The sequence below is a fragment of the Faecalicatena contorta genome (assembly GCF_001404335.1).
Classification (GTDB): domain Bacteria; phylum Bacillota; class Clostridia; order Lachnospirales; family Lachnospiraceae; genus Faecalicatena; species Faecalicatena contortus_B.
In genome coordinates this window covers 45,124-67,005 of sequence record NZ_CYZU01000030.1, presented here as the reverse complement: position 1 = coordinate 67,005, position 21,882 = coordinate 45,124, and the positions used below count along the sequence as shown (strand labels likewise).

General features: G+C 47.6%; 18 protein-coding genes. 14 read left to right on the top strand and 4 right to left on the bottom strand.

The window, feature by feature from the left end; genetic code table 11:
- The first annotated feature begins 468 nt into the window (after window positions 1-468).
- Together ARB69_RS27750 and ARB69_RS27745 are read left to right on the top strand one after the other, a co-directional pair.
- Window positions 469-678 (top strand): hypothetical protein, encoded by a 210-nt coding sequence (locus tag ARB69_RS27750; protein WP_242857611.1) that lies wholly within the window; start codon window positions 469-471, stop codon window positions 676-678.
- Window positions 679-732: 54 nt separating this feature from the next.
- Complete coding sequence (locus ARB69_RS27745) at window positions 733-1,386, top strand: hypothetical protein (protein ID WP_242857610.1); 654 nt, start codon at window positions 733-735, stop codon at window positions 1,384-1,386.
- 370 nt (window positions 1,387-1,756) lie between these two features.
- On the opposite strand, the gene ARB69_RS15265 is transcribed toward ARB69_RS27745, so the two are convergent.
- The gene (locus ARB69_RS15265; RefSeq protein WP_055154046.1) at window positions 1,757-3,061 is read right to left on the bottom strand and encodes a sensor histidine kinase; all 1,305 of its coding nucleotides are present in this window, start codon (window positions 3,059-3,061) and stop codon (window positions 1,757-1,759) included.
- Between the two features lie 128 nt (window positions 3,062-3,189).
- The gene (locus tag ARB69_RS15260; protein ID WP_055154044.1) at window positions 3,190-3,888 is read right to left on the bottom strand and encodes a response regulator transcription factor; all 699 of its coding nucleotides are present in this window, start codon (window positions 3,886-3,888) and stop codon (window positions 3,190-3,192) included.
- 218 nt (window positions 3,889-4,106) lie between these two features.
- Here ARB69_RS15260 and ARB69_RS15255 point away from each other — a divergent pair, with 218 nt between their 5' ends.
- From ARB69_RS15255 to ARB69_RS15210, 10 genes are all read left to right on the top strand, one after another.
- On the top strand, window positions 4,107-6,314 hold the full coding sequence (locus ARB69_RS15255) for an ABC transporter substrate-binding protein (RefSeq protein WP_055154042.1): 2,208 nt from the start codon (window positions 4,107-4,109) through the stop codon (window positions 6,312-6,314).
- Entirely contained in the window at window positions 6,256-7,179 is a 924-nt protein-coding gene (locus ARB69_RS15250) for a carbohydrate ABC transporter permease (protein WP_050639008.1), read from the top strand. The genes ARB69_RS15255 and ARB69_RS15250 overlap by 59 nt, the downstream gene beginning before the upstream one ends.
- Window positions 7,180-7,189: 10 nt before the next feature.
- Entirely contained in the window at window positions 7,190-8,029 is an 840-nt protein-coding gene (locus ARB69_RS15245; protein ID WP_050639227.1) for a carbohydrate ABC transporter permease, read from the top strand.
- Between the two features lie 7 nt (window positions 8,030-8,036).
- Window positions 8,037-9,476, top strand: a complete 1,440-nt coding sequence (locus ARB69_RS15240; protein WP_050639007.1) for a hypothetical protein — start codon at window positions 8,037-8,039, stop codon at window positions 9,474-9,476.
- Window positions 9,477-9,589: 113 nt separating this feature from the next.
- A complete protein-coding gene (locus ARB69_RS15235; RefSeq protein ID WP_157355652.1) occupies window positions 9,590-10,507 on the top strand; it encodes an ABC transporter permease in 918 nt (305 codons plus the stop codon).
- A gap of 212 nt (window positions 10,508-10,719) precedes the next feature.
- Window positions 10,720-11,820, top strand: coding sequence for a hypothetical protein (locus tag ARB69_RS15230; protein ID WP_055154038.1), 1,101 nt, complete (start codon window positions 10,720-10,722; stop codon window positions 11,818-11,820).
- 62 nt (window positions 11,821-11,882) lie between these two features.
- Entirely contained in the window at window positions 11,883-12,677 is a 795-nt protein-coding gene (locus tag ARB69_RS15225) for a TPM domain-containing protein (RefSeq protein ID WP_055154036.1), read from the top strand.
- A gap of 99 nt (window positions 12,678-12,776) precedes the next feature.
- Window positions 12,777-13,874, top strand: a complete 1,098-nt coding sequence (locus ARB69_RS15220) for a hypothetical protein (protein ID WP_050639003.1) — start codon at window positions 12,777-12,779, stop codon at window positions 13,872-13,874.
- A gap of 61 nt (window positions 13,875-13,935) precedes the next feature.
- The gene (locus ARB69_RS15215; RefSeq protein WP_050639002.1) at window positions 13,936-14,943 is read left to right on the top strand and encodes a TPM domain-containing protein; all 1,008 of its coding nucleotides are present in this window, start codon (window positions 13,936-13,938) and stop codon (window positions 14,941-14,943) included.
- Window positions 14,944-14,998: 55 nt separating this feature from the next.
- Window positions 14,999-16,354, top strand: coding sequence for an SPFH domain-containing protein (locus ARB69_RS15210; protein WP_055154034.1), 1,356 nt, complete (start codon window positions 14,999-15,001; stop codon window positions 16,352-16,354).
- 166 nt (window positions 16,355-16,520) lie between these two features.
- On the opposite strand, the gene glgD is transcribed toward ARB69_RS15210, so the two are convergent.
- Both glgD and ARB69_RS15200 read right to left on the bottom strand, forming a co-directional pair.
- Window positions 16,521-17,636 carry a glucose-1-phosphate adenylyltransferase subunit GlgD gene (gene glgD / locus ARB69_RS15205; RefSeq protein WP_055154032.1) on the bottom strand — a complete coding sequence of 372 codons (1,116 nt, stop codon included), beginning with the start codon at window positions 17,634-17,636 and terminating at the stop codon, window positions 16,521-16,523.
- Window position 17,637: 1 nt separating this feature from the next.
- Entirely contained in the window at window positions 17,638-18,777 is a 1,140-nt protein-coding gene (locus ARB69_RS15200) for a glucose-1-phosphate adenylyltransferase (RefSeq protein WP_050638999.1), read from the bottom strand.
- Window positions 18,778-19,155: 378 nt separating this feature from the next.
- On the opposite strand from ARB69_RS15200, the gene ARB69_RS15195 reads away from it, so the two are divergent.
- Together ARB69_RS15195 and dnaX are read left to right on the top strand one after the other, a co-directional pair.
- Window positions 19,156-20,241, top strand: coding sequence for a 6-phosphofructokinase (locus tag ARB69_RS15195; protein WP_050638998.1), 1,086 nt, complete (start codon window positions 19,156-19,158; stop codon window positions 20,239-20,241).
- 61 nt (window positions 20,242-20,302) lie between these two features.
- Window positions 20,303-21,880 (top strand): DNA polymerase III subunit gamma/tau, encoded by a 1,578-nt coding sequence (gene dnaX / locus ARB69_RS15190; RefSeq protein ID WP_050638997.1) that lies wholly within the window; start codon window positions 20,303-20,305, stop codon window positions 21,878-21,880.
- Window positions 21,881-21,882: the final 2 nt, after the last annotated feature.

Genomic DNA, 21,882 nt, shown 5'->3' with positions numbered 1-21,882 from the left:
ACCTCCCCGGCCTCCCTGTCATGAAGCGTCCCCGTCCGTCGACAAGTCTAAAGCTTGCCGACTAAATCCCGATTGAGATGTTGGCTGGGGGATTAACAGTAACGTTTAAGTGGATACATTATATTATTCAGTTACAAACTGTTTGCTTAGTTATGCGAAGTATGGTATGCTGAATTCATCTTGAGTGGCCGGTATTCATATCGATTTCAAGCCACGGGATTTCTTTTTTATTCCGGTACTTCATTTTCGAAGTGTTATCCGCAATTAGAACAATTTAACTTTTTACAGAGGAGGAGTCTGCTTATGGCAAAAACACTGAAAGATTATTTTCCGATGATTCGGACAAGAAGGGAGGTGCTCGATGAGATTGGAAGCCGTGAGAAGCAGCTGGCTGTTTTTAAATCCTGGAGAGAAGGGTAGCAGGAAGAATTTCTGAATTTTTGCACAGGAGTAAAAGGCGTAAAGATATTGTATGATTCTTTTTTTAAGGAAATTTTTAGTCCGGAATATCATCCGGAAAGAATAGAACGTTTGCTTTCTGCCATTTTAGGGAAGTGGGTGAAAATCCGCTCTGTACTGCCCAATGATTCAGTTAGGATTGCCGATGAGCAGAGCCTTTTAATTACAGATATATTAGTGGAATTGGAAGATGGTAGCTTTGCCAATATTGAGATTTAGAAAATAGGGTATGCTTTTCCGGGACAACGGGTTGCATGTTATTCTGCAGACACGTTGCTGAGACAGTATAAAAGAGTAAGAAGTGAACGGAAGAAGAAGTTTACATACCACGATATAAAGACTGTATACACAATAGTATTTTTTGAAAATAGTACACGTGAATTTCAGAAGATAAAAGATAGCTATATTCATAGATCACGGCAGATTTTTGATACAGGGCTGGAACTAGAAACGCTGCAGGAGTATGTTTTGATTCCACTTGACATCTTTAGAGAAACGCTGCACAATAAAATAGTAGAGAATGAATTGGAGGCCTGGCTTTCATTTCTGACATTTGATGAACCAGAACGTATTATGCAGTTGATTGAGCGATTTCCTCAGTTCAGGGTTCTTTATGAGGATGTTTATGAAATGTGCCGTAATATCGAGGGAGTGATGAATATGTATTCAAAAGAATTGGCTGAGCTTGACCGGAATACGGTGAAATATATGATTGAGGAACAGGAAAAGGTAATTAAAGTACAGACAGAGGTGATACAAAAGAAAGAGGAGCAGCTGGATATGACAAAAGAACAATTAGAAGCTGCTAAGATATCATTAAAAGAAAAAGATGACCAGCTCAGCAATAATGAGGAAAGGTTAAATATGCAAGCCAGGGAAATTGCAGAGCTGAGAAAAAGATTGGAAGAATTAATAAAGAAAAGTTAAGCATTCTCAAGAAAGTACAGTAACTTTCAGACTGCCGTTGGGTATCAACAAAACAGAAAATAAAGATTAAAACATGATCTCTAAAGAGAGTGAAGAGGGACGATATCGAAAATGGATATCGTTCCTTTTCGTTTACATTATTTTAATGTTTCTGCCAGTACAGCATTGCACTAATAATTCAGCAATAAGCACCTGCTCTCTACACCATAGCTGTACCTGCTTACGCTAGACGTAGGAACCACTACGCCGTCGCGAAAGCAGGCACAACTCTGACGCAGATATCAGGCACTTATTACTGAAAGATTAATGCACTGCTGTACTAGTTATCTGATCACTGCCTACAAATAGACATCCATATCCGTCCGCTCGGTTATCCCTGAGCAACATGAAATCTGACAACAAAAGTGCACCCGCCCCCCGGTGTATCCTGTACGTCCAGATCCAGCCCCTGGGCATTTGCCAGTTCTGCTGCAATGGACAGACCCAGCCCAAAATGTTCTTTGTGGCTGCGGGATCTGTCGCCCCGATAAAAACGGTCAAATATCTGCAGTTTATTATCGTCGGGGATACCCACGCCGTAGTCAGTTACTGAGACGCACACAGAGCCGCTGCAGCAGTCTGCCTTCAACAGAACCTTCCGGCGGGAATTCTGTTCCAGTCCATACGCAGCCGCATTATCCAGAAGAATCGTGAATATCTGCAGACAGAGCTGCGGATCACCCTGGACGTAAGGCAGCGTCTCTTCGGGAAGTTCCAGCAGCAGCCTGGCGTTTTTTGCAAGGAAGACTGGTTCATACAGTTCCAGCAAATGCAGAAGCAGGTCGTCTATTTCCAGGTTTTGCTTATGCAGGGACAGACTTTTGCTGTCTGCAGTAGCAAGAAGCAGCAGGTTTTTGATGAGGGCGCTTCCACGGTCGCATTCACTTTGAATCACAGCCAGAAGCCGGGGGCTTTCCCAGGGCGCATCCTGTATGGCCGAGGCATTTGCCTGTATGACGGCCAGAGGCGAGCGCAGTTCATGTGAGGCTGCTGAGACAAAGTCTCTCTGTTTTTCGTAAGTTTCTTCCAATGGCTGTGTAGAGCGGAGGACAAACCGCCTGCCGCTTAGATACAGCAGGAAGATCCCGATTAGATCCATTAGAAGGTAAAGCAGCCCTGTTTTTAAGATACTTCTGCGGTTTTGGGTTTCATCGGATAATAGGATCATTTTCTTATAACCTGAATCTGTACGGATAATCAGCACATTACCAAGCCAGGTATCATAGTGTGCACCCTTAATACGAAAGACAGAACTCTTCAGCAGGTCTGAGGAAATGGGCTGGGAGCCTTCATAGATGCCCTCTTTTTTGGCTTCGGCAGCCGCACGGTCCAGCAGGGCATCCCGCCCGCCGTCCGGCTCCCAGGCACCGGGAAAAAAGAGCGGGTGCCCGTTTTCTTCTATGTATATCAGCAGGCTGTTCCTCAACTCCATTTCCGCCAGATAAGCGTCTGTAAACTGGGAATCGGTCTGCAGTTTGGATGTCAGAGAAAATAAATTGTTCTGAAATGCAGCCTCCCGGCGGTTATTCTGGGAAAAGGCAGAAAATAAGAAAGCCATAAAAACAACCAGCGTCAGGATCAAACCCGTGGTCAGTGTATATAAAAAGATAAGGTTTTGTTTAAATTTATGAAACATGATGTGCCTCCAGTGCTGCTATTCACGATGCCGTGCACCACGTTGCACGGCATCCGGGCCAGTAAGGTGATGGGGCCGGGCATCTGGCTCTTCGCCGCTGGCGACTTTAAATGAGCCAGATGCGGTTACTATGTACGGTTCACAGGCTGTGCATAGTAACTCTCCAGGCGGTAGCCAAGGCCATGTATGGTAGAAATGACACTCCGGCTGTGCAGCGTTTTCAGGTGTTTTCTTAAGAAATAAATGTAAGTATCCAGATTGCCGTCCTCCACTGCGGCATCCGATCCCCACACGCGTGCAAAGATCTGTTCCCGTGCAAGAACCATTTCCGGATTGCGCAGAAAGTATTCCATCAGCAGCGCTTCACGTCCGGACAACTGCGCTTCTCTTTCCTGGCACCGCAGTGTACGGCTCTCTGGTGTGAAACTCAGGTCAGAAAAGTGAAGCTCCTGATGTTCCTGTAGCACACCCGGACGGCGGGACAGCGCACGGATGCGTGCCATTAGTTCTTCAATTGCATAGGGCTTGACCAGATAATCATCAGCGCCGCAGTCAAGGCCATCGATCCGGTCGTTTACCGTATCCAGTGCCGTAGTCAGGATAACGGGGACGTTTATATGGTTCTGCCGGATAGAACGCAGAATGGAGAGCCCGTCAATCTCGGGAAGCATCCGGTCCAGCAGAATCAGGTCATAGGAATTCTTCATAGCAAAGTATAAAGCCTCACTTCCCTTATAACAGCAGTCAGAAGTGTGGTTTCTGGCCTTGAGCTGTAATTGAAGGGCCTGGCTTAATTCTTTATCATCTTCCACGATCAGTATATGCATCATAATACCTCTTTTCAAAACATTTTGGTGTGTATTAAATATAGTATAACAGATAAATCTCAAAAAAATCTTTAAGAAATAATTCCAGGCTTTCAAGATTTTTTGAGATTCTGTCTGTATGATTAAGAGTATTGATGGAGCATTCTTGGAAATCATCTCACAAAGCCGGGCACAAAGAGTTTCCGAGAGTACTCTGATATAGAAAGGGAGGTACAGCAGTGAAAAACAGAATAAAACAAACACTGGTATTTATACTGGCGCTGGCTCTTACGGCCGGTTTGCTGACAGGGTGCGGCAAAGGGGATACAAAAGATGATAATGCGGGAAAGGGGCGGTATATAGAAAAGGATATTGAACTGCCTTTTAAAGACGGAGAAGGCGGGATCAGCTTCTCCAAATCCAAAGACGGGAACCCCCTCTTGTTTGGGTCCAAAGGATCGGAAATAAACCGGTACGAATATAAAGATGGAGAATGGAAGGAAACTCCGGTTAAATGGATAGCGGAGTTATACCAGGATCATCCCCCGTATCTGGTTGATATGGAGGAGACAGCGGATGGCACACAGGTACTTTTGAGTGTAAATATGGAGACACAGCAGTTTCAGCTGGCCCTGGGAAAAGAGGGCGGTGCAGGGGAAGCGCTGGATGCAGCCTATTTTAAGCAGGAGACGGAGTACGGTACGTCTATGATAGCGGATCTGCTGGTCGATGATGCGGGGAATTACTGGCTGCAGGATATGTACCAGGAGAAGATCGTGATCCTTTCACCGGATACACTGGAAACTGTAAGCGAGATCCAGACGATCCAGTCGGTCAGCAATACACAGAAGCTAATGGCAAAGGGAAGTGACGGGATCGTGGCAGTGAACACAGAGGAAGGAATCTATACTTTATACCAGAGCGGCAGCCTGGCTAAGAAAGGGACACTGAAGCAGGAAAACGGCGAACAGGGACAGCTTTGCAGTGACGGCAGCAACTGGTATACAGTTTCAAAAGACGGAATCAGCAGAAAACAGAGTGGAAATGACATCAGCGAGATAGTGATGGAGGGAAGCATGGGCGCTATGGGCTCCCCTGTAAATAGTCCTGTCTCGGTGGTTATGGGCAATAAAGAAGACTTCTATGTACTATACAGTCAGGACAAAGTGGGAACAAACATCCTGGAGTATTATGTTTTTGACCCCAGTATTCCTTCTGTCCCGGAGAAAACACTGAAAGTTTTCGGCCTGTCAGAAAATGATACTGTGCGGCAGGCAATCATACGGTTCCAGAAAAAACATACCGATGTGAAAGTAGAGTTCCATACTTCCGGTAAAACAGCAGGCGAGGTGAGCACAGACGATATCCGTACTTTGAATACGGAACTGCTTAGCGGGAACGGAGCTGATGTGCTGCTGCTGGATGGCCTGCCGGTTGATTCCTATATTGAAAAGGGAGTGCTGGAAGATCTGACAGACCTTGCTGCTGACCTGACGGGACAGGATTCTTATCTGGAAGAGATTTTGAAGAATACTGCCCAGAGTGGAGGAAAGATTTACGGGATGCCGTTAAAGTTCAAGATACCGATCCTGTTCGGCGACGAAGAGGTAAAAGCAGCTCTGGAATCCATCGATACACTCCAGGCCTATATGGATGCCAATCCGGATGCATCCGTGTTTGGAGTTGCAGACTATGATTATATCCGTAATTTCCTATTCCAGCTGTACCAAGGCGAAATTGTGGATCCTGACGGTAAAATTGACCAGGCCAGGCTGGTGCAGCTTCTGGAGTTGGAATCAAAAATCAGCGTGAATGCACGGGCAGCAGAATTTGAGGGAGAAGAATACAACACTTCTTATGAATATGTTCCTGGGCCGTTTGACAATATTATGGGCGCGGGCATCATGAAATATCCGGACGCAGTGTCCACAGAAGAGATATCCAGTGTGCAGAATATGATACTGCCATACGCAATGATGCGGGAGCTGAACGTGAAGCCGTCCGCAGTTCAGAATATGTATAATCCGGTTGGTGTTGTGGGGATTAACGAGAGCAGCGGTGCGAAAGACCTTGCGGAAGATTTCGTAAAATATTTATTCTCCGAAGAAATACAGTCTGCACAGCTTGACGATGGATTTCCGGTTATGGAAAGCGCGATGGAGGGGCTGGCCGCCGAGGTGGACAGTGAGTATGCAAATTCATTTACAATGATGTCCAGCACGAAGATCGGAGATGATATCGTTGAAATATCCGCAACCTACCCTTCAGCAGAGGAAGTGGACCAGTTAATGGAGCTTGGCCAATCCCTGACAAAACCGGTTAATCAGGACCGGGTCGTATGGAACATTTACCAGGAGACAGCGGACAAATATCTGGAGGGAAGTATTGATGCCACAAAAGCGGCGGAGACAATCGCGCAGAAGGTGGATACCTATCTCGCAGAATAGAAAAAAAGAAATAAGAACGGCATACCTGTTTCTGCTCCCAAGCCTTTTGGGAGTAGGAGGGTTTGTCTTCCTGCCGTTTCTGGATGTGATCCGGCGGTCTTTTCTTCAGGCTTCCGGAAAGGGGTTTGTAGGAGCTCAGAATTATCAGTCGGTGCTGCTAAACGAGGCGTTTAAAAGGGCTGCGGGGAATACTGCACGGTTTATGGTGATCTGTATTCCGCTGCTTCTTTTACTATCACTGTGCACGGCGTTGGCGCTTCGAAATACCGGTGTGTTTCAAAAAGCGGCAAAGACCGGAGTGCTTCTGCCTATGGCTATGCCCGTGGCGTCTGTGGCAGTCTGTTTCCAGATGATTTTTGACAGGCATGGCTGGCTTAACCTACTGCTTCAAAAGTATGGAGGCGGGGGACAGGACTGGCTGGCATCGGACCAGGCGTTCTGGGTGCTGACGGCATGCTATATATGGAAGAACCTGGGATATGACATGGTGCTGTGGCTGGCAGGCTTGAGCGCCATACCACAGGAACAGTATGAGGCTGCCCAGGTGCAGGGCGCGGGCAGGTGGAGCTGTTTTCGGTATATCACAATGCCCCAGATGAAAGAAACGGTATTCGTGACAGCACTTTTGTCTTTTATCAATGCATTCCGCGTGTTCCGGGAAGCATATCTGATTGCAGGGGATTATCCCCACGACAGTATATACATGCTGCAGCATTTATTTAATAATTGGTTTACAAATCTGGACATCCAGAAAATGACAGCGGCGGCGGTACTGCTTATGCTGGGAATAGGAGGTGTCTTGGGCGGTGAGGAATTGTGGAGAAATCACAGAGAAAAGCGGGAGAGGCAGCTCGGTCAGTTATAAATCAGCCTCCGTGAGAGGAGCCGTTGTCCGGCTGTGTCTGATTCTGGTGCTGGCGGTCATTCTGCTTCCCTTGTTCCTGCTGGTTTCCTACTCCTTCATGGGAGTGCAGGAATTGAGAGAACTGTGCGGGCCGGTGCTTTCCGGCCTGGAAGGGATGTCTGGCTTCCGGCTGATCCCGGCTTACCCCACACTGCGTGCATATGTGCGGCTCCTGCTGGATTCGCCGGAATTTTTTACGGCGTTTTGGAACTCGTGTATCCAGACCGGCGGCATACTGGCTGGACAGCTTCTGACGGCAGTTCCTGCAGCATGGGCATTTGCCAGATTCCGGTTTCCGGGAAAAGGGTTGCTGTGGTTTCTCTATATGCTTTTGATGGTTCTTCCCTTTCAGGTAACTATGGTATCCGGCTATCTGGTGCTGAGTGCGGTACATCTGATGGATACGCCGGCAGCAGTGATTCTGCCGGGAATGTTTTCCACTTTGCCGGTATTCATATTGCGAAAGAGTTTTTCCGCCATACCAGGGGAAATGATTGAGGCTGCTAAGGTGGATGGCGCGGGGAGCCTGCGGATCTTTCTGCATGTGGGCCTGCCGCTTGGAAAAGCTGGAATCTTTGCAATATTGATTCTGGGATTTCTGGAGAGCTGGAATGCAATCGAGCAGCCGATGACTTATCTCAAGACAAAGGCATACTGGCCGCTTTCGCTTTACCTGCCGCAGATAACAGCCTCAAAGGCAGCCCTTGCATTTGCTGCGTCTATTATCATGCTGGCTCCGGCGTTGTTATTGTTCTTTTTCGGACAGGATTATCTGGAACAGGGAATTGTTGCATCAGGGATTAAGGAGTAGATCATAGATGGATAAGAATAAAAAACGGGCCATACGGATATTGGCAGTATTCCTGGCCGTGATGGCGCTTTGTACTGTAATTTCCAGAGCCGCTGCATCCGTACTGGTTGCACAGGTAAAGGTGGAGAAAATAAAAAAGGGACGCCTGACTTACACCTGGGAAGGGAAAGGGCAGATCGTACCGGCACAGGAGACAAAACTTTTTCTCTGGCCCCAGCAGCAGGTCGAGAGCGCCGCGAAGGAAGGCAGTACGGTAAAAGCAGGAGACTGTCTGGTACAGTTCAGGGCGGAATATCTCCAACAAACCATTGACAAGAAACAGGCCGAAGTAGAGAGACTGCGCCTGCAGAGGGAACAGCAGCAGGTTTCCGCCCGCGGGAGCCAAAGAGTATCCTCGGCTGCAGGGGCGGCCCTGACGCTGCAGTCTGCGCAGAACAGACTGGCAGAGGCAGAACAGAAGGCGGCAGAGGCACAGGCTGCATACGACGGGGCAGAAGCCGGCGGGCAGGGAGAAGAGGGGACCGGCGGACAGCCAGGTGCGGAAGAAGACCCGGGAATCCAGGAACAAAAACAGGCACTTTATCAGGCGCTCCAGAGTGCACAGGCAGAAGTGCAGTCTGCGAATCAGGCCCTGGAGGACGCCCAAAATGCCTATGACCTGGCATGCCGGGAAGATGCCGCCCAGGAGGCAAATGATGCCAATGCCCGGGAAGCGGCCGAGCTGGGGGTACAGGACCTGAACGTTCAGACAGAGCAGGCGGAGAGTGAGCTTCAAAAGCTCCGTGAGTATCAGGATTCCGGAGGGAAAATTTGTGCGGAACAGGACTGTGTGGTACTGCGGTCAGGAATCCAGGAAGGCGCTGTTACCACCGGATCGGAAATACTGGTTCTGGGAAGCGGAGGCTGGCGGCTGCGTGGAAGCGTAAGCGGGGAAGATAAAGAGCAGTTATCGGCAGGGAAAGAAGTAGAGATTACGCTGCCATCCTCGGAAAAGAGAATCCTAAAAATCGAGTCTGTGGAAAATGCGGACAGCAGCCAAAGCAAAGAAGAGGGACAGAGCCAGAGCGAAGGGCAATCCGGCAGTGGTGCGTCCGGCGAGACAGGAGCATTCTGGTATGCGCCGCTTCCAGAAAGAGTCGAGGGCGTATATAACAAGGCATTTACCTGGACGGCAAAGACCGAGTCTCAGGAGGAATATGAGCAGATGATACCGCTGAGTGCACTGCGCGAAGGCACTGACGGTACGTACTGTCTGATCCTTACCGAAAGTTCAGGCATGCTGGGGACGGTACAGAGCTCTAAAAGAGTTCCTGTAAGCGTACTGGAAAAGGACAGCCAGAACGCCGCTGTTATAGCAGAGCTTAGCAGAGAAGATCAGATTATAGTTTCATCGGAGAAATATGTGGAAGAAGGTGACCAGGTACGGATAATAGAAAACGCAAACTGACATTCTATCTATTGCTTGCCGCAGCGCTGATTCTGGCGGATCTGTGGCTACTCGGCCGCACACAGGCTGCGGAGACGTATTCCGGTTATCTGTCCCTGAGGTACCAGGAGGGGATGGTCCCGGAGGAATCCTTTGACCAGCTGATGGACAGTGAAGAAGCAAAAAAGCTTGCCTCAGCCGCGGTGTGGAAGAATCATGGCCGGAAGGAGATATCCGCAGAGCAGACGGGCAGGAAGCAGCAGGCAGACTGTTACAGTATCAAGGGACAGCCGGAGGCAGTGTTTGGAAAGACACTGCAGTCCGGCAGGTATTTTCTGAGCAGTGAAACCGATGTCTGCCTGCTGGATCAAAAGACTTCTATAGCCCTGTTTGGCGTCAAAGATGCCTCCGGAAATGTAATTCAAACAGGCGGGAAGACCTACCGCATAACCGGAATATTATCAGGAGAAGAGGCTGTCTGTATGATCCCTGCGGAAAAGGGAAGCGCATTTGACGGCATTTCTGTCCAAAGAAAAACGGACAGCAAGTCCGTGCAGAGTATTGTCAGCATGATGGAAGTATATCTGGGAGGATCCCATAAAGAAATCATAGACGGGCAGTTCTACTCGGCCACGGCAAAAATCATATTTGCAGTCAGTCAGGCTATGCTGTGCGCCGCCCTCTGTATTGCCGCTGGGGTATACGCAAAAAAAAACAGGAAACCGGCAGTTCTGTCCAGGTGCCTGGTGGCAGCAGGCTGGATCATGCTGCTGGTAATTGTAATTCTGGGAATCATGTTCTCCGGCCTGGGAAGAGACTATCTGCCCACTTACTGGTCGGATTTCGAATTTTTCAGCAGTCTTTGGAAAACGAAAACAGAGGCTGTCAGACAATTTGCAGCCTTTCAGCAGTTCTGGCCGGAACAGGAGCTGTACAATAATTGGAGGTTGGTTATGGGGGGCGGGGCAGCGATGACGGCAGTGGCTGCAATTGGAACATTATATGGAATCGTAGGCTTACGCCAATATAGAACTGGACAGACTCAGATATAAAAGAGAATATATTCCAACCGGGCAGAAATCCTTTCGGATGACTGCTCGGTTTTGCGTTTTTATCATATAAAATATAAAAATACTATGATATAATAAACGCAAAGTGAAAGCGGCATTTTTACTATAATGATAGGAGTACATCGTAAATGCTGCCTATTGAAAGGTGCCGCTGTTTGATTGGCGGTGTACAAGAGAGCAGAGGAGTGTGAACTATGAGTACAAGAGGCTATAAGTGCCCGTGTTGCGGCGGCAGCCTGGTGTTCAGCAGCGATACCCAAAAGCTTCAATGCCCGTCCTGCGATCATGAGATTGATATGGAAACAGTCCGTCAATATGCGGAGATCGTAGAGTCAGTAGAAGCGCAGGGGGATACATTCGAGTGGGGTGATGATGCCGGGGAGAGCCAGACTGAATGGGGAGTGAAAGAAGAAGAGGGAAGGAAACTTTATATCTGTCCTTGCTGCGGCGCGGAGGTGGATGCCGACGAGACCACCGCATCTACCACCTGTCTTTATTGTGACAGCCCCGTAATACTGCCGGGGCAAGTATCGGGGGAATACCACCCGGATCTGATTATACCTTTTCAGATGGATGAGGAGGGGGTAAAAGAGATATTTAAAGAGTACTGTAAAGGAAAGAAGTTTTTGCCAAAAGCTTTCCGGTCCGGGCGTAAAATACAGGAGGTAACCGGTAGTTATGTTCCATTTTGGCTGTTCAGCTGCCGGGCAAAGGGAACTTTTATTTATGATGCTCAAAAGATAAAAAAATGGCAGGATGATGATTTCGAATACACCCAGAGAGATTTATACCTGGTGACCAGAAAAGGAGATATGTTCTTCGAATACCTTCCTGTAGGCGGTTCCTCTGAGAAAGATGAAAGTTATATGGAATCCATAGAACCATATGGGATTGATAAAGCGGTTCCTTTTGAGGAAGGTTACCTGTCCGGTTATGAAGCAATTCGGTACGATGTGTCTAAAGATGAGTGCCGTAGCGTGGCAGAGGAAAGGATAAAGAGCTCACTTCAAAGAGCTATGAGCAAGTCAGTCAACCATAATGAGTATTATTCTATCTTTCAAAAAAGCTCCAGCATTGCCTGTACGAAAGGGAAGGTGCAGTATGCCTTGCTGCCGCTCTGGACGTTTCATGTGAAATATAAAGACAAAATATACCCCTTTGCAGTGAACGGACAGACCGGAAAACTGTCAGGTGATCTGCCGACTGATAAGGGGATGTACAGGAAAAATATGCTGGGAGTGTTTGCGGGAAGTACTCTGATTGTATATCTTCTTTTGCTTCTTATATTTTTCTAAGTCATAGACTTGCAGCGACATTAGGAATATGAAAACTACATATTACGGAAGAGGGACTGAGAATGAAACAAATACGATTTATGGCAGTACTGCTTATCCTGTTTCTGGTAAATGGAATGCCTGTTTCTGCGAATGAGGAGAGCAGCCTGCCGAAAGTGATTGATGAAGCGGAGCTTCTGTCCGAGGCAGAAGAGGCAGCACTGACAGAACAGATTTATGGCATTGGTGAAGAATATCAAATAGATGTAATTCTGGTAATGAAAAGGCAGATACAGGAAGCTGATTTAAATGCCGAGGCAAAAAATCTGTATAACCAGAATGGATATGGGATCGGGAACGACAAGAACGCAATTATGCTCATAATTGAATTGAACAGCGGCAATTGTAGAGTTGTTCAATTTGGAAATGAAAATACGTTTCTGTCCGGTGGTGATTTAACGCAGCTGCTTAAGAATGTGGCTGCCAATTATCTAAGCCCGGGTCAGTACAGCGAGGGCTTTCAGATTTATCTGGAGGGGATTGCAGAACTATATAGAAAAAAGCAGCCGGCAGACGGAGGCGCGGCCAAAGATACAAGCCAGACTCAGGAGGATGTGAAAACTGCTCCGAAGAAAAAATCTCCCTTAATTTACCTGATTCCCGCAATGATATGCGGAGGGATTATCACCTTAATTTGGAGGGGATTTATGAACAGAAAACCTGAGTCGGAGTATGATCAGAGTAATGCAGATGCATACCGGAACACAGATGCGTTGTTTCATACTCGTAAAACGGCGGTATTCTTAACAAGCGATATCACGAAAAAACCTATTGAAAAGGAAAAGGATCAGTCCGGAGAAGAAAAGAAGAGAGGGTAATATCAAATTCTCAATGGCTATGATATAATAAATGCAAAGCAATATAGCGAAAACGATATTTCTACTAAAATAAGACGAATGAGAATAGGAGTGTGGAAGATGAGTACAAAAGGCTATAAGTGCCCATGTTGTGGGGGGAGCCTGGTGTTCAGCAGTGATACCCAGAAGCTTCGGTGCCCATCCTGCGGCAATATGATTAGTATGGACGCAGTTCGGCAATATGCGGAGACCGTAGAGTCAGTGGAAGAGCAGGGGGATACATACGATTGGAACGAAGGTTCCAAGAGAAGACAGGGAGAATGGACGGTAAAACAAAAGGATGGCAGGAAAGTCTATACCTGTCCGTCCTGCGGCGGAGAGTTGGATGCGGCAGAGACTACGGCAGCTACGAAATGTCCATATTGTGACAGTCCTGTAATACTTCCTGGACAAGTATCGGGGCAATTCCAACCAGATTTGGTTATTCCGTTTCAGCTGGATGAGAACGATGCAAAAGAGGTATATAAAGATTTCTGTAAAGGAAAGAAACTTATACCGAGGGCGTTCCATTCTGAGCACAATATAAAGGAAATGACAGGGGTTTATGTTCCGTTCTGGCTGTTCAGCTGTCATACAAAAGGTACTTTGGTTTATGATGCGGAAAAGATGAAAAGATGGAGAGATGATTACTACGAGTACACTCAAAAGGACTTATATTTAGTTACCAGAGAAGGCAGTATGTTTTTCGAAAATATTCCGGTAGATGGTTCTGCTGAACTTGACGACACCTATATGGAGTCTCTTGAACCATTTGATATGAGTAAGGCAGTGCCGTTCCAAGAAGGCTATCTGTCTGGTTATGAGGCTCTTAAGTATGATGTACCTAAAGAAAAATGTCGACGGCGAGCAGAGGAACGGATAAAAAGTACATTTATAGATGTTATAAACAGTTCAATTAACAGAGGGGAGTATTATAGCATTAGGCAGAAAAGTTCAAGAGTTGCCTGCAATAGGGGTAAAGTCCGGTATGCTTTGCTTCCGGTATGGACATTTAATGTAGAGCATAAAGATAAGACATACCGCTTTGCAGTGAATGGGCAGACAGGAAAACTGGTAGGTGAACTGCCTGTTGATAAGGGACTGTTTTGGAAACATGCAATAGGAGTATTTGTAGGAAGCAGTGTGATTCTAAATTTACTTTGGCTGATTTTTCGTTAGGCTCATGCAATTATGGAGCGATTAGATATTGAGACGACATAAGATGGAAGAGGGATAGACAATGAAAAAAATACGATTTATGGCAGCACTGCTTTGCATGTTTCTGGTAAATGTATTACCAGTTTCAGCTACTGAAGAAGCAAGTCTGCCGAGAGTGGTTGATAATGCAGAAATTTTATCTGATGCAGAAGAATTGGAGTTGACATCGCTGGTCAACGATATTGCTACAGTATATCAGATTGATGTAGTCCTGATAACTGAAAGCCAGAGACAGGAAGCCGATATCCAAGCGGAAGCGGATATGTTGTTTGACACGAATGGATATGGCATAGGAGAAAAGAAAGATGGAGTGCTGTTTGTATTGGATATGGGGAATAGGGAGTGGGCGATTTCTACACACGGAGATACGATTACGCTGTTTTCTGACTACGATTTGAATTCGCTGGGCCAAACTGCAGCACAGAATTATTTTGCCAATGGCCGGTACCGAGACGGATTTGTGAGCTATGTGGCTGGGATTGTAAATATATGTGAGAAAAAAATGAATGTTCAAGGGAACGGACAAAGTGCTGGAAATGAGAGTACAGAGGAAAATGGAGCACCAGCTGCAGAAACGAATGGGGCAACAGATGGAGAAACAAATGGGACAGCAGATAAGGATGAGAAAAATCAGTCATCAAACAGTGCGACAGCAGGTACTAACCAGGATCAGACAGAGATGGAAACCTCATCAGAGTCATCTGAAAATAATGGCTATCCGGGCTTTGCAGGCGCATTAATTATAACCATCATATACATGATCAGAATGAAGAAAGGGATGAAAAAGGCACGTAAGCAGCAAAATGCAGATGTATATCAGAGTAGAGATGCATCAATGCAGATACGTAAAAGCGATGTATTCCTAACTACCAGCATCACGAAAACTCCGGTGAAGCAGAAGGATCCAGATCCACCGAGACGCCCGGATCCGCCGCGCGATTCTGATTCACAGAGATACAGCAGGACAACAACGACAGTTCATACAAGCGATAACGGCGAAACACATGGTGGCGCCAGCGGTAAGTTCTAGATTCAATAAATATACGTCGGGACGTACTCAAATATAAATCAGGAGGTATCTAACTATGGGCTTATTAAAAGCAGGAATCGGAGCAGCAACAGGAGTGCTGGCGGATCAATGGAGAGAGTATTTTTACTGCGAATCCCTGGGGGACGGCATCATTGCTGCAAAGGGGATGAAGCGCACATCCAGGAGAAGTTCTAATAAACGCGGAGAGGATAACATCATCAGCAACGGTTCAATCGTAGCAGTGAATGAAGGCCAATGCATGATGATCGTTGATCAGGGTGAGATTGTCGCATTCTCTTCGGAACCGGGAGAATTTGTATGGGAGAACTCCACGGAACCCTCTATTTTCTATGATGGATCTGAACAGGGAGTGGAAGAGGCATTTAATACCTTTAAAAAGCGTTTTACAATGGGCGGAGACACAGGAAAGGATCAGCGAGTCTATTTCTTCAACACAAAGGAACTCATGGGAAACAAATACGGCACACCGAATCCTGTGCCATTTCGTGTAACAGATAAGAATATAGGCCTGGATATGGATATTTCAGTCCGCTGTTTTGGAGAATATTCTTACCGCCTGAGCAATCCGATATTATTCTATAAAAATGTCTGTGCAAACTTTGAATACGAATTTACCGTTCGGGATCTGGAAAGCCAGCTGAAAAGTGAGCTGCTGAACGCCTTGCAGCCCGCATTTGCACGGATATCAGAAATGGGTATCCGCTACAGTTCACTGCCCGGGCATACAATGGAGCTCACCAATGCATTAAAGGACATCCTGTCCGATAAGTGGAACGGTACAAGAGGAATCGAAATGGTATCCATCGCCATCAGCAGCATCCGGGCATCCGAAAAAGATGAGGCATACATAAAGGAACTGCAGAGATCCGCAGTCTTCAGAGACCCGACTATGGCAGCGGCGTATCTGACAGGAGCTCAGGCAGCTGCCATGCAGTCCGCAGCCAAAAACGAAGGCACAGGTTCAGCCATGGCATTTATGGGGATGGGGATGGCAAACAATATGGGCGGAATGAACAGCCAGAACCTTTACCAGATGGGACAGCAGCAAAAAGCCAGCCAGCAGCACACAAACCAGGCAGGCCAGCCTTCAGGGGCGGTCAGCCAGGCTCCGTCAGCAGACGGCTGGACCTGCAGCTGCGGCTGTACAGGCAATAAAGGGAAGTTCTGCGCAGAGTGCGGCGCCCCAAGGCAAGTCCCGGCAGAAGGCTGGAATTGTTCCTGCGGTACTATAAACAAAGGCAAATTCTGTACAGAGTGCGGTGCGAAAAAACCCGCGGGCGTCCCCCAGTACCGCTGCGATAAATGTGGCTGGGAGCCTGAAGACATGGCCCATCCACCGAAATTCTGTCCCGAATGTGGAGACCCCTTTGATGACGGGGATCTTATATAGAAAAATCATATGAACATCTTCTGCTTACCAGGCAAGAGATAAGACAACTGGGGCTGTCGGGAAATGATATTTACTAACTACATATTGAGGCGGACTATGAAGTCAGGCTGCAATATATAGTATGAATCAATCATTTCCCGACGGCCCCATTCTCTTACTAACTCCGCTAAATGGTATCTCCCCGTCTGATATACCCCGGCCTCTCCGGCGGCGCAATCAGTTCCTTTGCATGGATCAGGTTCGCTCCCTTATCCACAACTTGATTTTCAATATGCACATCCCTCCCAATCACCGCCCCGGGCAGAATCACACAGTTTTTAACAACAGCGCCCTTTTGGATGGTGCATCCCCGTCCGATCACCGAATTCTCTACAGTTCCTTCTATCAGACATCCGTTAGACACAACAGAGGTCTTAACGGCAGCCGTCTCGAAATACTGCGTCGGACAAGAGTCGTTCGTCCTTGTATAGATCGGCCATTCCTCGTCAAACAGATTCATGGCATTCTTATAATTTATCAGCGACATATTTGCGTCATAATAGCTCTTAAAGTCAGTAATTGACGCAAAATAACCTCTGTGGGATACCCCGCGGATATCCAGTTCATTACACTGGTTATTTACAATCTGTGCAAGCGTATACATGGAGGAAAGGCTTTTCGCCTTATGGATCAGCTCAATAAACAGCTCCTTTTTCATGATATAGGTATCCATAAAAATATTTCTGCTCTTTGCTGTTCCGCGGTTTTTCTCTATAGAAAGAACGCCCTTCTGGCGGTTCAGGTTCAACAGGTCGCAGTTCAGGAATGTTTCCTTGGCATTGTCTGTGGCGTGATACAAGAGCGTAATGTCAGCGCCTGAATTTATGTGCGTATCCAAGAGCTTGTCATAATTCTCCGTATACACCATGTAGTTCGGTACAATCACCACATACGGATAATGCATTCTCTCAATGCACTCCAGGTTCTCGAGGAACGCGGCAATATCCGTATTGTAAATATCATTGTCAGAGCTGTTTTCAGAGAAAAGGACACGCAGCTTACCCCGCTTGGAGTTGATGTTATAGTGCCGCCCTGTTCCCAGGTGTTCCACAAGCGAACGCGGTTTACTGCGGGCATAGACCTGGATCTGGTCGATTCCGCTGTTGCTCATATTCGAGATTGGGAAGTCGATAACGCGGTATCTGCCCAGGAATGAAAATGCCCCGATGGTGCGGTATGACTGAAGCCCTTCTACTGAGATGTGGTTTCCGGCAGGATTTACGATTCCAAATGCTTTATCCATATTATTCTTCCCCCTTTACATTTTTAGAAACGAGTTCGATATGCTCGCTTCCTGCGCTGCCTACAACAGCATTCTTACCGACCTTAACGCCGTCGGCGATGAGCGCCCTCGTAATGCATGCGCCCTCCTCAACATCAACGCCCGGCATAAGCACGCTGTCTATGACCTTTGCCCCGGTTCTGACCGTGGCGCCTGTGAACAGGACGGAATTCTTTACCTCGCCGTTGATCTTGCAGCCCTGTGTGATGAAAGCGCGGTTGATATCGGCGTCCGGCCCGACATAATGAGGAAGGGTATATCCGTCTTCCGTGTAAATCTTCCAGGTGGAATCATTGAGATCCAGCTCATTATTCTTGTCCAGGAGATCCATATTGGCTTCCCACAAAGAATCAATGGTTCCCACATCTTTCCAGTAACCCTTGTATTTATATGCGAACAGCTCTTTCCTGTCGTTCAGAAGCGTTGGGATGATATCCTTTCCAAAGTCATGGCTGGAATCCGGATTCTTCATGTCTGCAAGAAGCATTCTGCGCAGCAGCTTCCAGTTGAATATGTAAATGCCCATGGAAGCCAGGTTACTCTTGGGCTGCGGCGGTTTTTCCTCAAACTCTACAATACGTCCGCTTTCGTCCGTATTCATGATCCCAAAACGGCTGGCCTCTTTCATCGGTACCTCGATTACCGCGATTGTTGCGTCTGCCTGGTGTTCCTTGTGATAGGACAGCATCTTGGCATAATTCATTTTGTATATGTGATCGCCTGACAGTATAAGGACATATTCCGGTGAGAAGCTGTCGATAAAATCAATATTCTGGGAAATTGCATCTGCGGTTCCGCGGTAGACGTCCAGATTGGCATCTGCTTTTTCACGCGGCGGAAGGACATATACTCCACTGTCCTGGGCATCCAGCCCCCAGCGGCGGCCGGCAGCAACATAGCTGTTTAATAAAATGGATTCGTACTGTGTCAACACCCCTACGACATCAATCCCGCTGTTGGCACAGTTGCTCAAAGGAAAATCGACAATGCGGTATTTGCCGCCATATGAAACTGCCGGTTTTGCCACCTTATTGGTCAGTTCGTGCAGGCGTGAACCCCGGCCTCCGGCTAAAATCATCGCTAACATATTATTCTGTTTCATAGTGTGTCCTCTCTTTCGTATTACTTGTTCATATTGTACAATTTTTTGGAAGATTTTACAATCCCTTTGTGCAAAAATGAGATAAATATAGACATTTTTTGTTGGAGATAATTTAGGTTTGTCGGCGAATGGAGCGCATAATGAAGGGATAGCATCCAGTCTCCAGGGACTTCTTAGGTCCGGGGCTGAATTTTTGTACAGCCAGTGTGCATTTGGACGAGTCGAATCGAACCCGTGAAATGAATATTTTCTTGTTACGGTATCCAAAATGGGGTATAATCATAAGAGTAAGAGCAGCTTCACCTTACGGTGGAGCTGATTGTAGTTTATAAGATCTGCAGCGGAAGCGGCAGAAGCTTAAATAAGGAGGAATCGATTATGTTGAGGATTGGTATGCTGACGAGCGGCGGAGACTGCCAGGCATTGAATGCCGCAATGCGCGGTGTGGTGAAGGGCGTATGTTCCAAACGTGATGATGTAGAGATATATGGATTTAAAGATGGCTATAAAGGTTTAATCTATGCAAATTTTGAGATGCTGACTTCCAAAGACTTTTCGGGAATTCTGACCCGGGGCGGTACGATCCTGGGGACATCCAGACAGCCGTTTAAGCTGATGCGGGTACCGGATGAGAACGGGTTGGATAAGGTTGCGGCTATGAAGCATACATACCATAAGCTGAGCCTGGACTGTCTTGTGATATTGGGCGGCAATGGTACGCATAAGACGGCCAATATGCTGAGGGAAGAGGGGCTGAACGTGATCACCCTTCCCAAGACGATTGACAATGATCTCTGGGGAACGGATATGACCTTCGGATTCCAGAGCGCAGTGGATATTGCTACAGATACAATTGACAGAATCCACACAACGGCTACCTCACACAGCCGTGTATTTATTATAGAAGTAATGGGACATAAGGTGGGTCATGTAACACTGCATGCGGGGGTTGCGGGGGGCGCGGATATTATTCTGCTTCCGGAGATTCCTTATGATATTGACGTCATTGCTGATGTGATTCAGAAGCGTTCTGCGGCGGGCAAGCCATTTACCATACTGGCGGTTGCCGAGGGAGCGATTTCTAAGAAGGATGCTCAGCTGAAAAAGAAGGATTATAAGGAAAAGCTGGCTAAGAGAAAGTACCCGTCTATTGCCTATGAACTGGCCGAGCAGATTCAGCAGAAGACAGATAAAGAAGTGCGCATTACGGTTCCGGGACATACCCAGAGGGGTGGTTCTCCATGCGCGTACGACCGTGTATTTTCCACAAGAGTGGGTGCCGCGGCAGCAGAACTGATTCTGAAAGAAGAGTTTGGCTATATGATCGCCATGAAAAATGGAGAGACGACTAAGGTGCCGCTTCAGGATGTGGCAGGGAAGCTTAAGACAGTGGATCCGAATTGCAGCCTGATTAAAGAGGCGAAGATGACGGGGATCAGTTTCGGGGATGAAGTGTTCCGGTAACTGGTGAACCGGGGTAACTGGTAAGCTGCGGGATAAATAAGATTAGACAGAGGTGTGATTCATGTCGTATACGGCGCTTTACAGAAAGTTCCGTCCCACCTCATTTGAGGATGTAAAGGGACAGGACCATATTATTACAACATTGCAGAACCAGATTAAGGCAAACCGGATCGGCCATGCCTATTTGTTCTGCGGAACCCGGGGAACCGGGAAGACTACGGTGGCGAAGATATTTGCCAAAGCAGTTAACTGCGAGAACCCGGTGGATGGCAGTCCCTGCGGGGAATGCGCGATGTGCCGATCAATAGCGGCGGGAACGTCGATGAATGTGATTGAGATTGACGCTGCTTCCAACAATGGTGTGGATAACATCCGGGAGATCCGGGAGGAGGTGGCCTACCGCCCCACGGAGGGCCGGTATAAGGTCTACATCATAGACGAGGTGCATATGCTTTCCATAGGCGCTTTTAATGCGCTCTTGAAGACGCTGGAGGAGCCGCCGGAGTATGTCATCTTTATACTGGCAACGACAGAGGTGCATAAGATACCCATTACGATCCTTTCGAGGTGCCAGCATTATGACTTTAAGAGGATCAGCATCGAGACGATATCGGCCAGACTCCAGGAGCTGATGGTGACAGAGCAGGTGGATGTGGAAGATAAGGCGATCCGGTATGTGGCCAAAGCTGCGGACGGTTCCATGCGTGACGCGCTGAGCCTCCTGGACCAGTGTATTGCATTCTATCTGGGGCAGAAACTGACCTATGACAATGTGCTGGAAGTACTGGGGGCAGTGGACACGGATGTGTTCAGCCAGCTGCTGCGCAATATCATAAAGCGGGATATACCAAGGGTATTGGACACGGTGGAAGACCTTGTGATGCAGGGGCGGGAACTGACCCAGCTTTCTTCAGATTTCACATGGTATCTCAGGAACTTGCTTCTGGTGAAAACATCTGATAATATAGAGGATGTGATTGATGTATCTACGGAGAATATGCTGCAGCTGAAGGAGGAGGCTCAGATGATTGAGCCCGATATGCTGCTCCGCTATATCCGTATTTTTTCCGAGCTGTCCGGGCAGCTCAAATATGCAACGCAGAAGAGGGTTATGCTGGAAGTTGCGCTGATTAAGCTGTGTACACCAGCCATGGAAGTGGAGCAGGATACGTTGCTGGACCGCATCCGCGCTGTGGAAGAAAAGTTGGAGAAGGGAATTCCAGCAGGCGCAGTTACGGAAAAGGTTGTTTATGTCAGCGGCGACGGCGGTACGGCTGGCCGGCCTGAAAAGCAGGCAGAACCGGAGCTGCCCAACGCAATTCCTGAAGATATCCAGGAAGTTGTGAAGAACTTCAGACCTATTGCAGATGAGGCCTCCGGAATGCTCCGCACCTTTCTCAAGAAGGCCAGGCTGAGCCTGGGGGGAGACAACCGGCTGATGATTGTGATGCCGGGAACACTGGAGGCAGAGGTGGTTGGCACAGAAGGGCACCGTAAGGAGCTGGAAGAGCTGATTGAGAACCGGATCGGAAAGAAAGTGGAAGTGGAGGTCCGTCATGTAGAAGAAGGGCGGCACTTTGAGGATACATTTGTAGACATCGAAAAGAAAATTAATATGGAAATCATAGTGGAGGATTAGTC

Bases quoted from the DNA above. Each gene is read 5' to 3' on its own strand.
- ARB69_RS15235 (WP_157355652.1), top strand. From the start codon at position 9,590: ATGGTCCCGGAGGAATCCTTTGACCAGCTGATGGACAGTGAAGAAGCA.
- glgD (WP_055154032.1), bottom strand. From the start codon at position 17,636: ATGGATAAAGCATTTGGAATCGTAAATCCTGCCGGAAACCACATCTCA.
- ARB69_RS15260 (WP_055154044.1), bottom strand. From the start codon at position 3,888: ATGCATATACTGATCGTGGAAGATGATAAAGAATTAAGCCAGGCCCTT.
- dnaX (WP_050638997.1), top strand. From the start codon at position 20,303: ATGTCGTATACGGCGCTTTACAGAAAGTTCCGTCCCACCTCATTTGAG.
- ARB69_RS15265 (WP_055154046.1), bottom strand. From the start codon at position 3,061: ATGTTTCATAAATTTAAACAAAACCTTATCTTTTTATATACACTGACC.
- ARB69_RS15225 (WP_055154036.1), top strand. From the start codon at position 11,883: ATGAAACAAATACGATTTATGGCAGTACTGCTTATCCTGTTTCTGGTA.
- ARB69_RS15240 (WP_050639007.1), top strand. From the start codon at position 8,037: ATGGATAAGAATAAAAAACGGGCCATACGGATATTGGCAGTATTCCTG.
- ARB69_RS15230 (WP_055154038.1), top strand. From the start codon at position 10,720: ATGAGTACAAGAGGCTATAAGTGCCCGTGTTGCGGCGGCAGCCTGGTG.
- ARB69_RS15200 (WP_050638999.1), bottom strand. From the start codon at position 18,777: ATGAAACAGAATAATATGTTAGCGATGATTTTAGCCGGAGGCCGGGGT.
- ARB69_RS15250 (WP_050639008.1), top strand. From the start codon at position 6,256: ATGCCACAAAAGCGGCGGAGACAATCGCGCAGAAGGTGGATACCTATC.
- ARB69_RS15220 (WP_050639003.1), top strand. From the start codon at position 12,777: ATGAGTACAAAAGGCTATAAGTGCCCATGTTGTGGGGGGAGCCTGGTG.
- ARB69_RS15195 (WP_050638998.1), top strand. From the start codon at position 19,156: ATGTTGAGGATTGGTATGCTGACGAGCGGCGGAGACTGCCAGGCATTG.
- ARB69_RS15215 (WP_050639002.1), top strand. From the start codon at position 13,936: ATGAAAAAAATACGATTTATGGCAGCACTGCTTTGCATGTTTCTGGTA.
- ARB69_RS15210 (WP_055154034.1), top strand. From the start codon at position 14,999: ATGGGCTTATTAAAAGCAGGAATCGGAGCAGCAACAGGAGTGCTGGCG.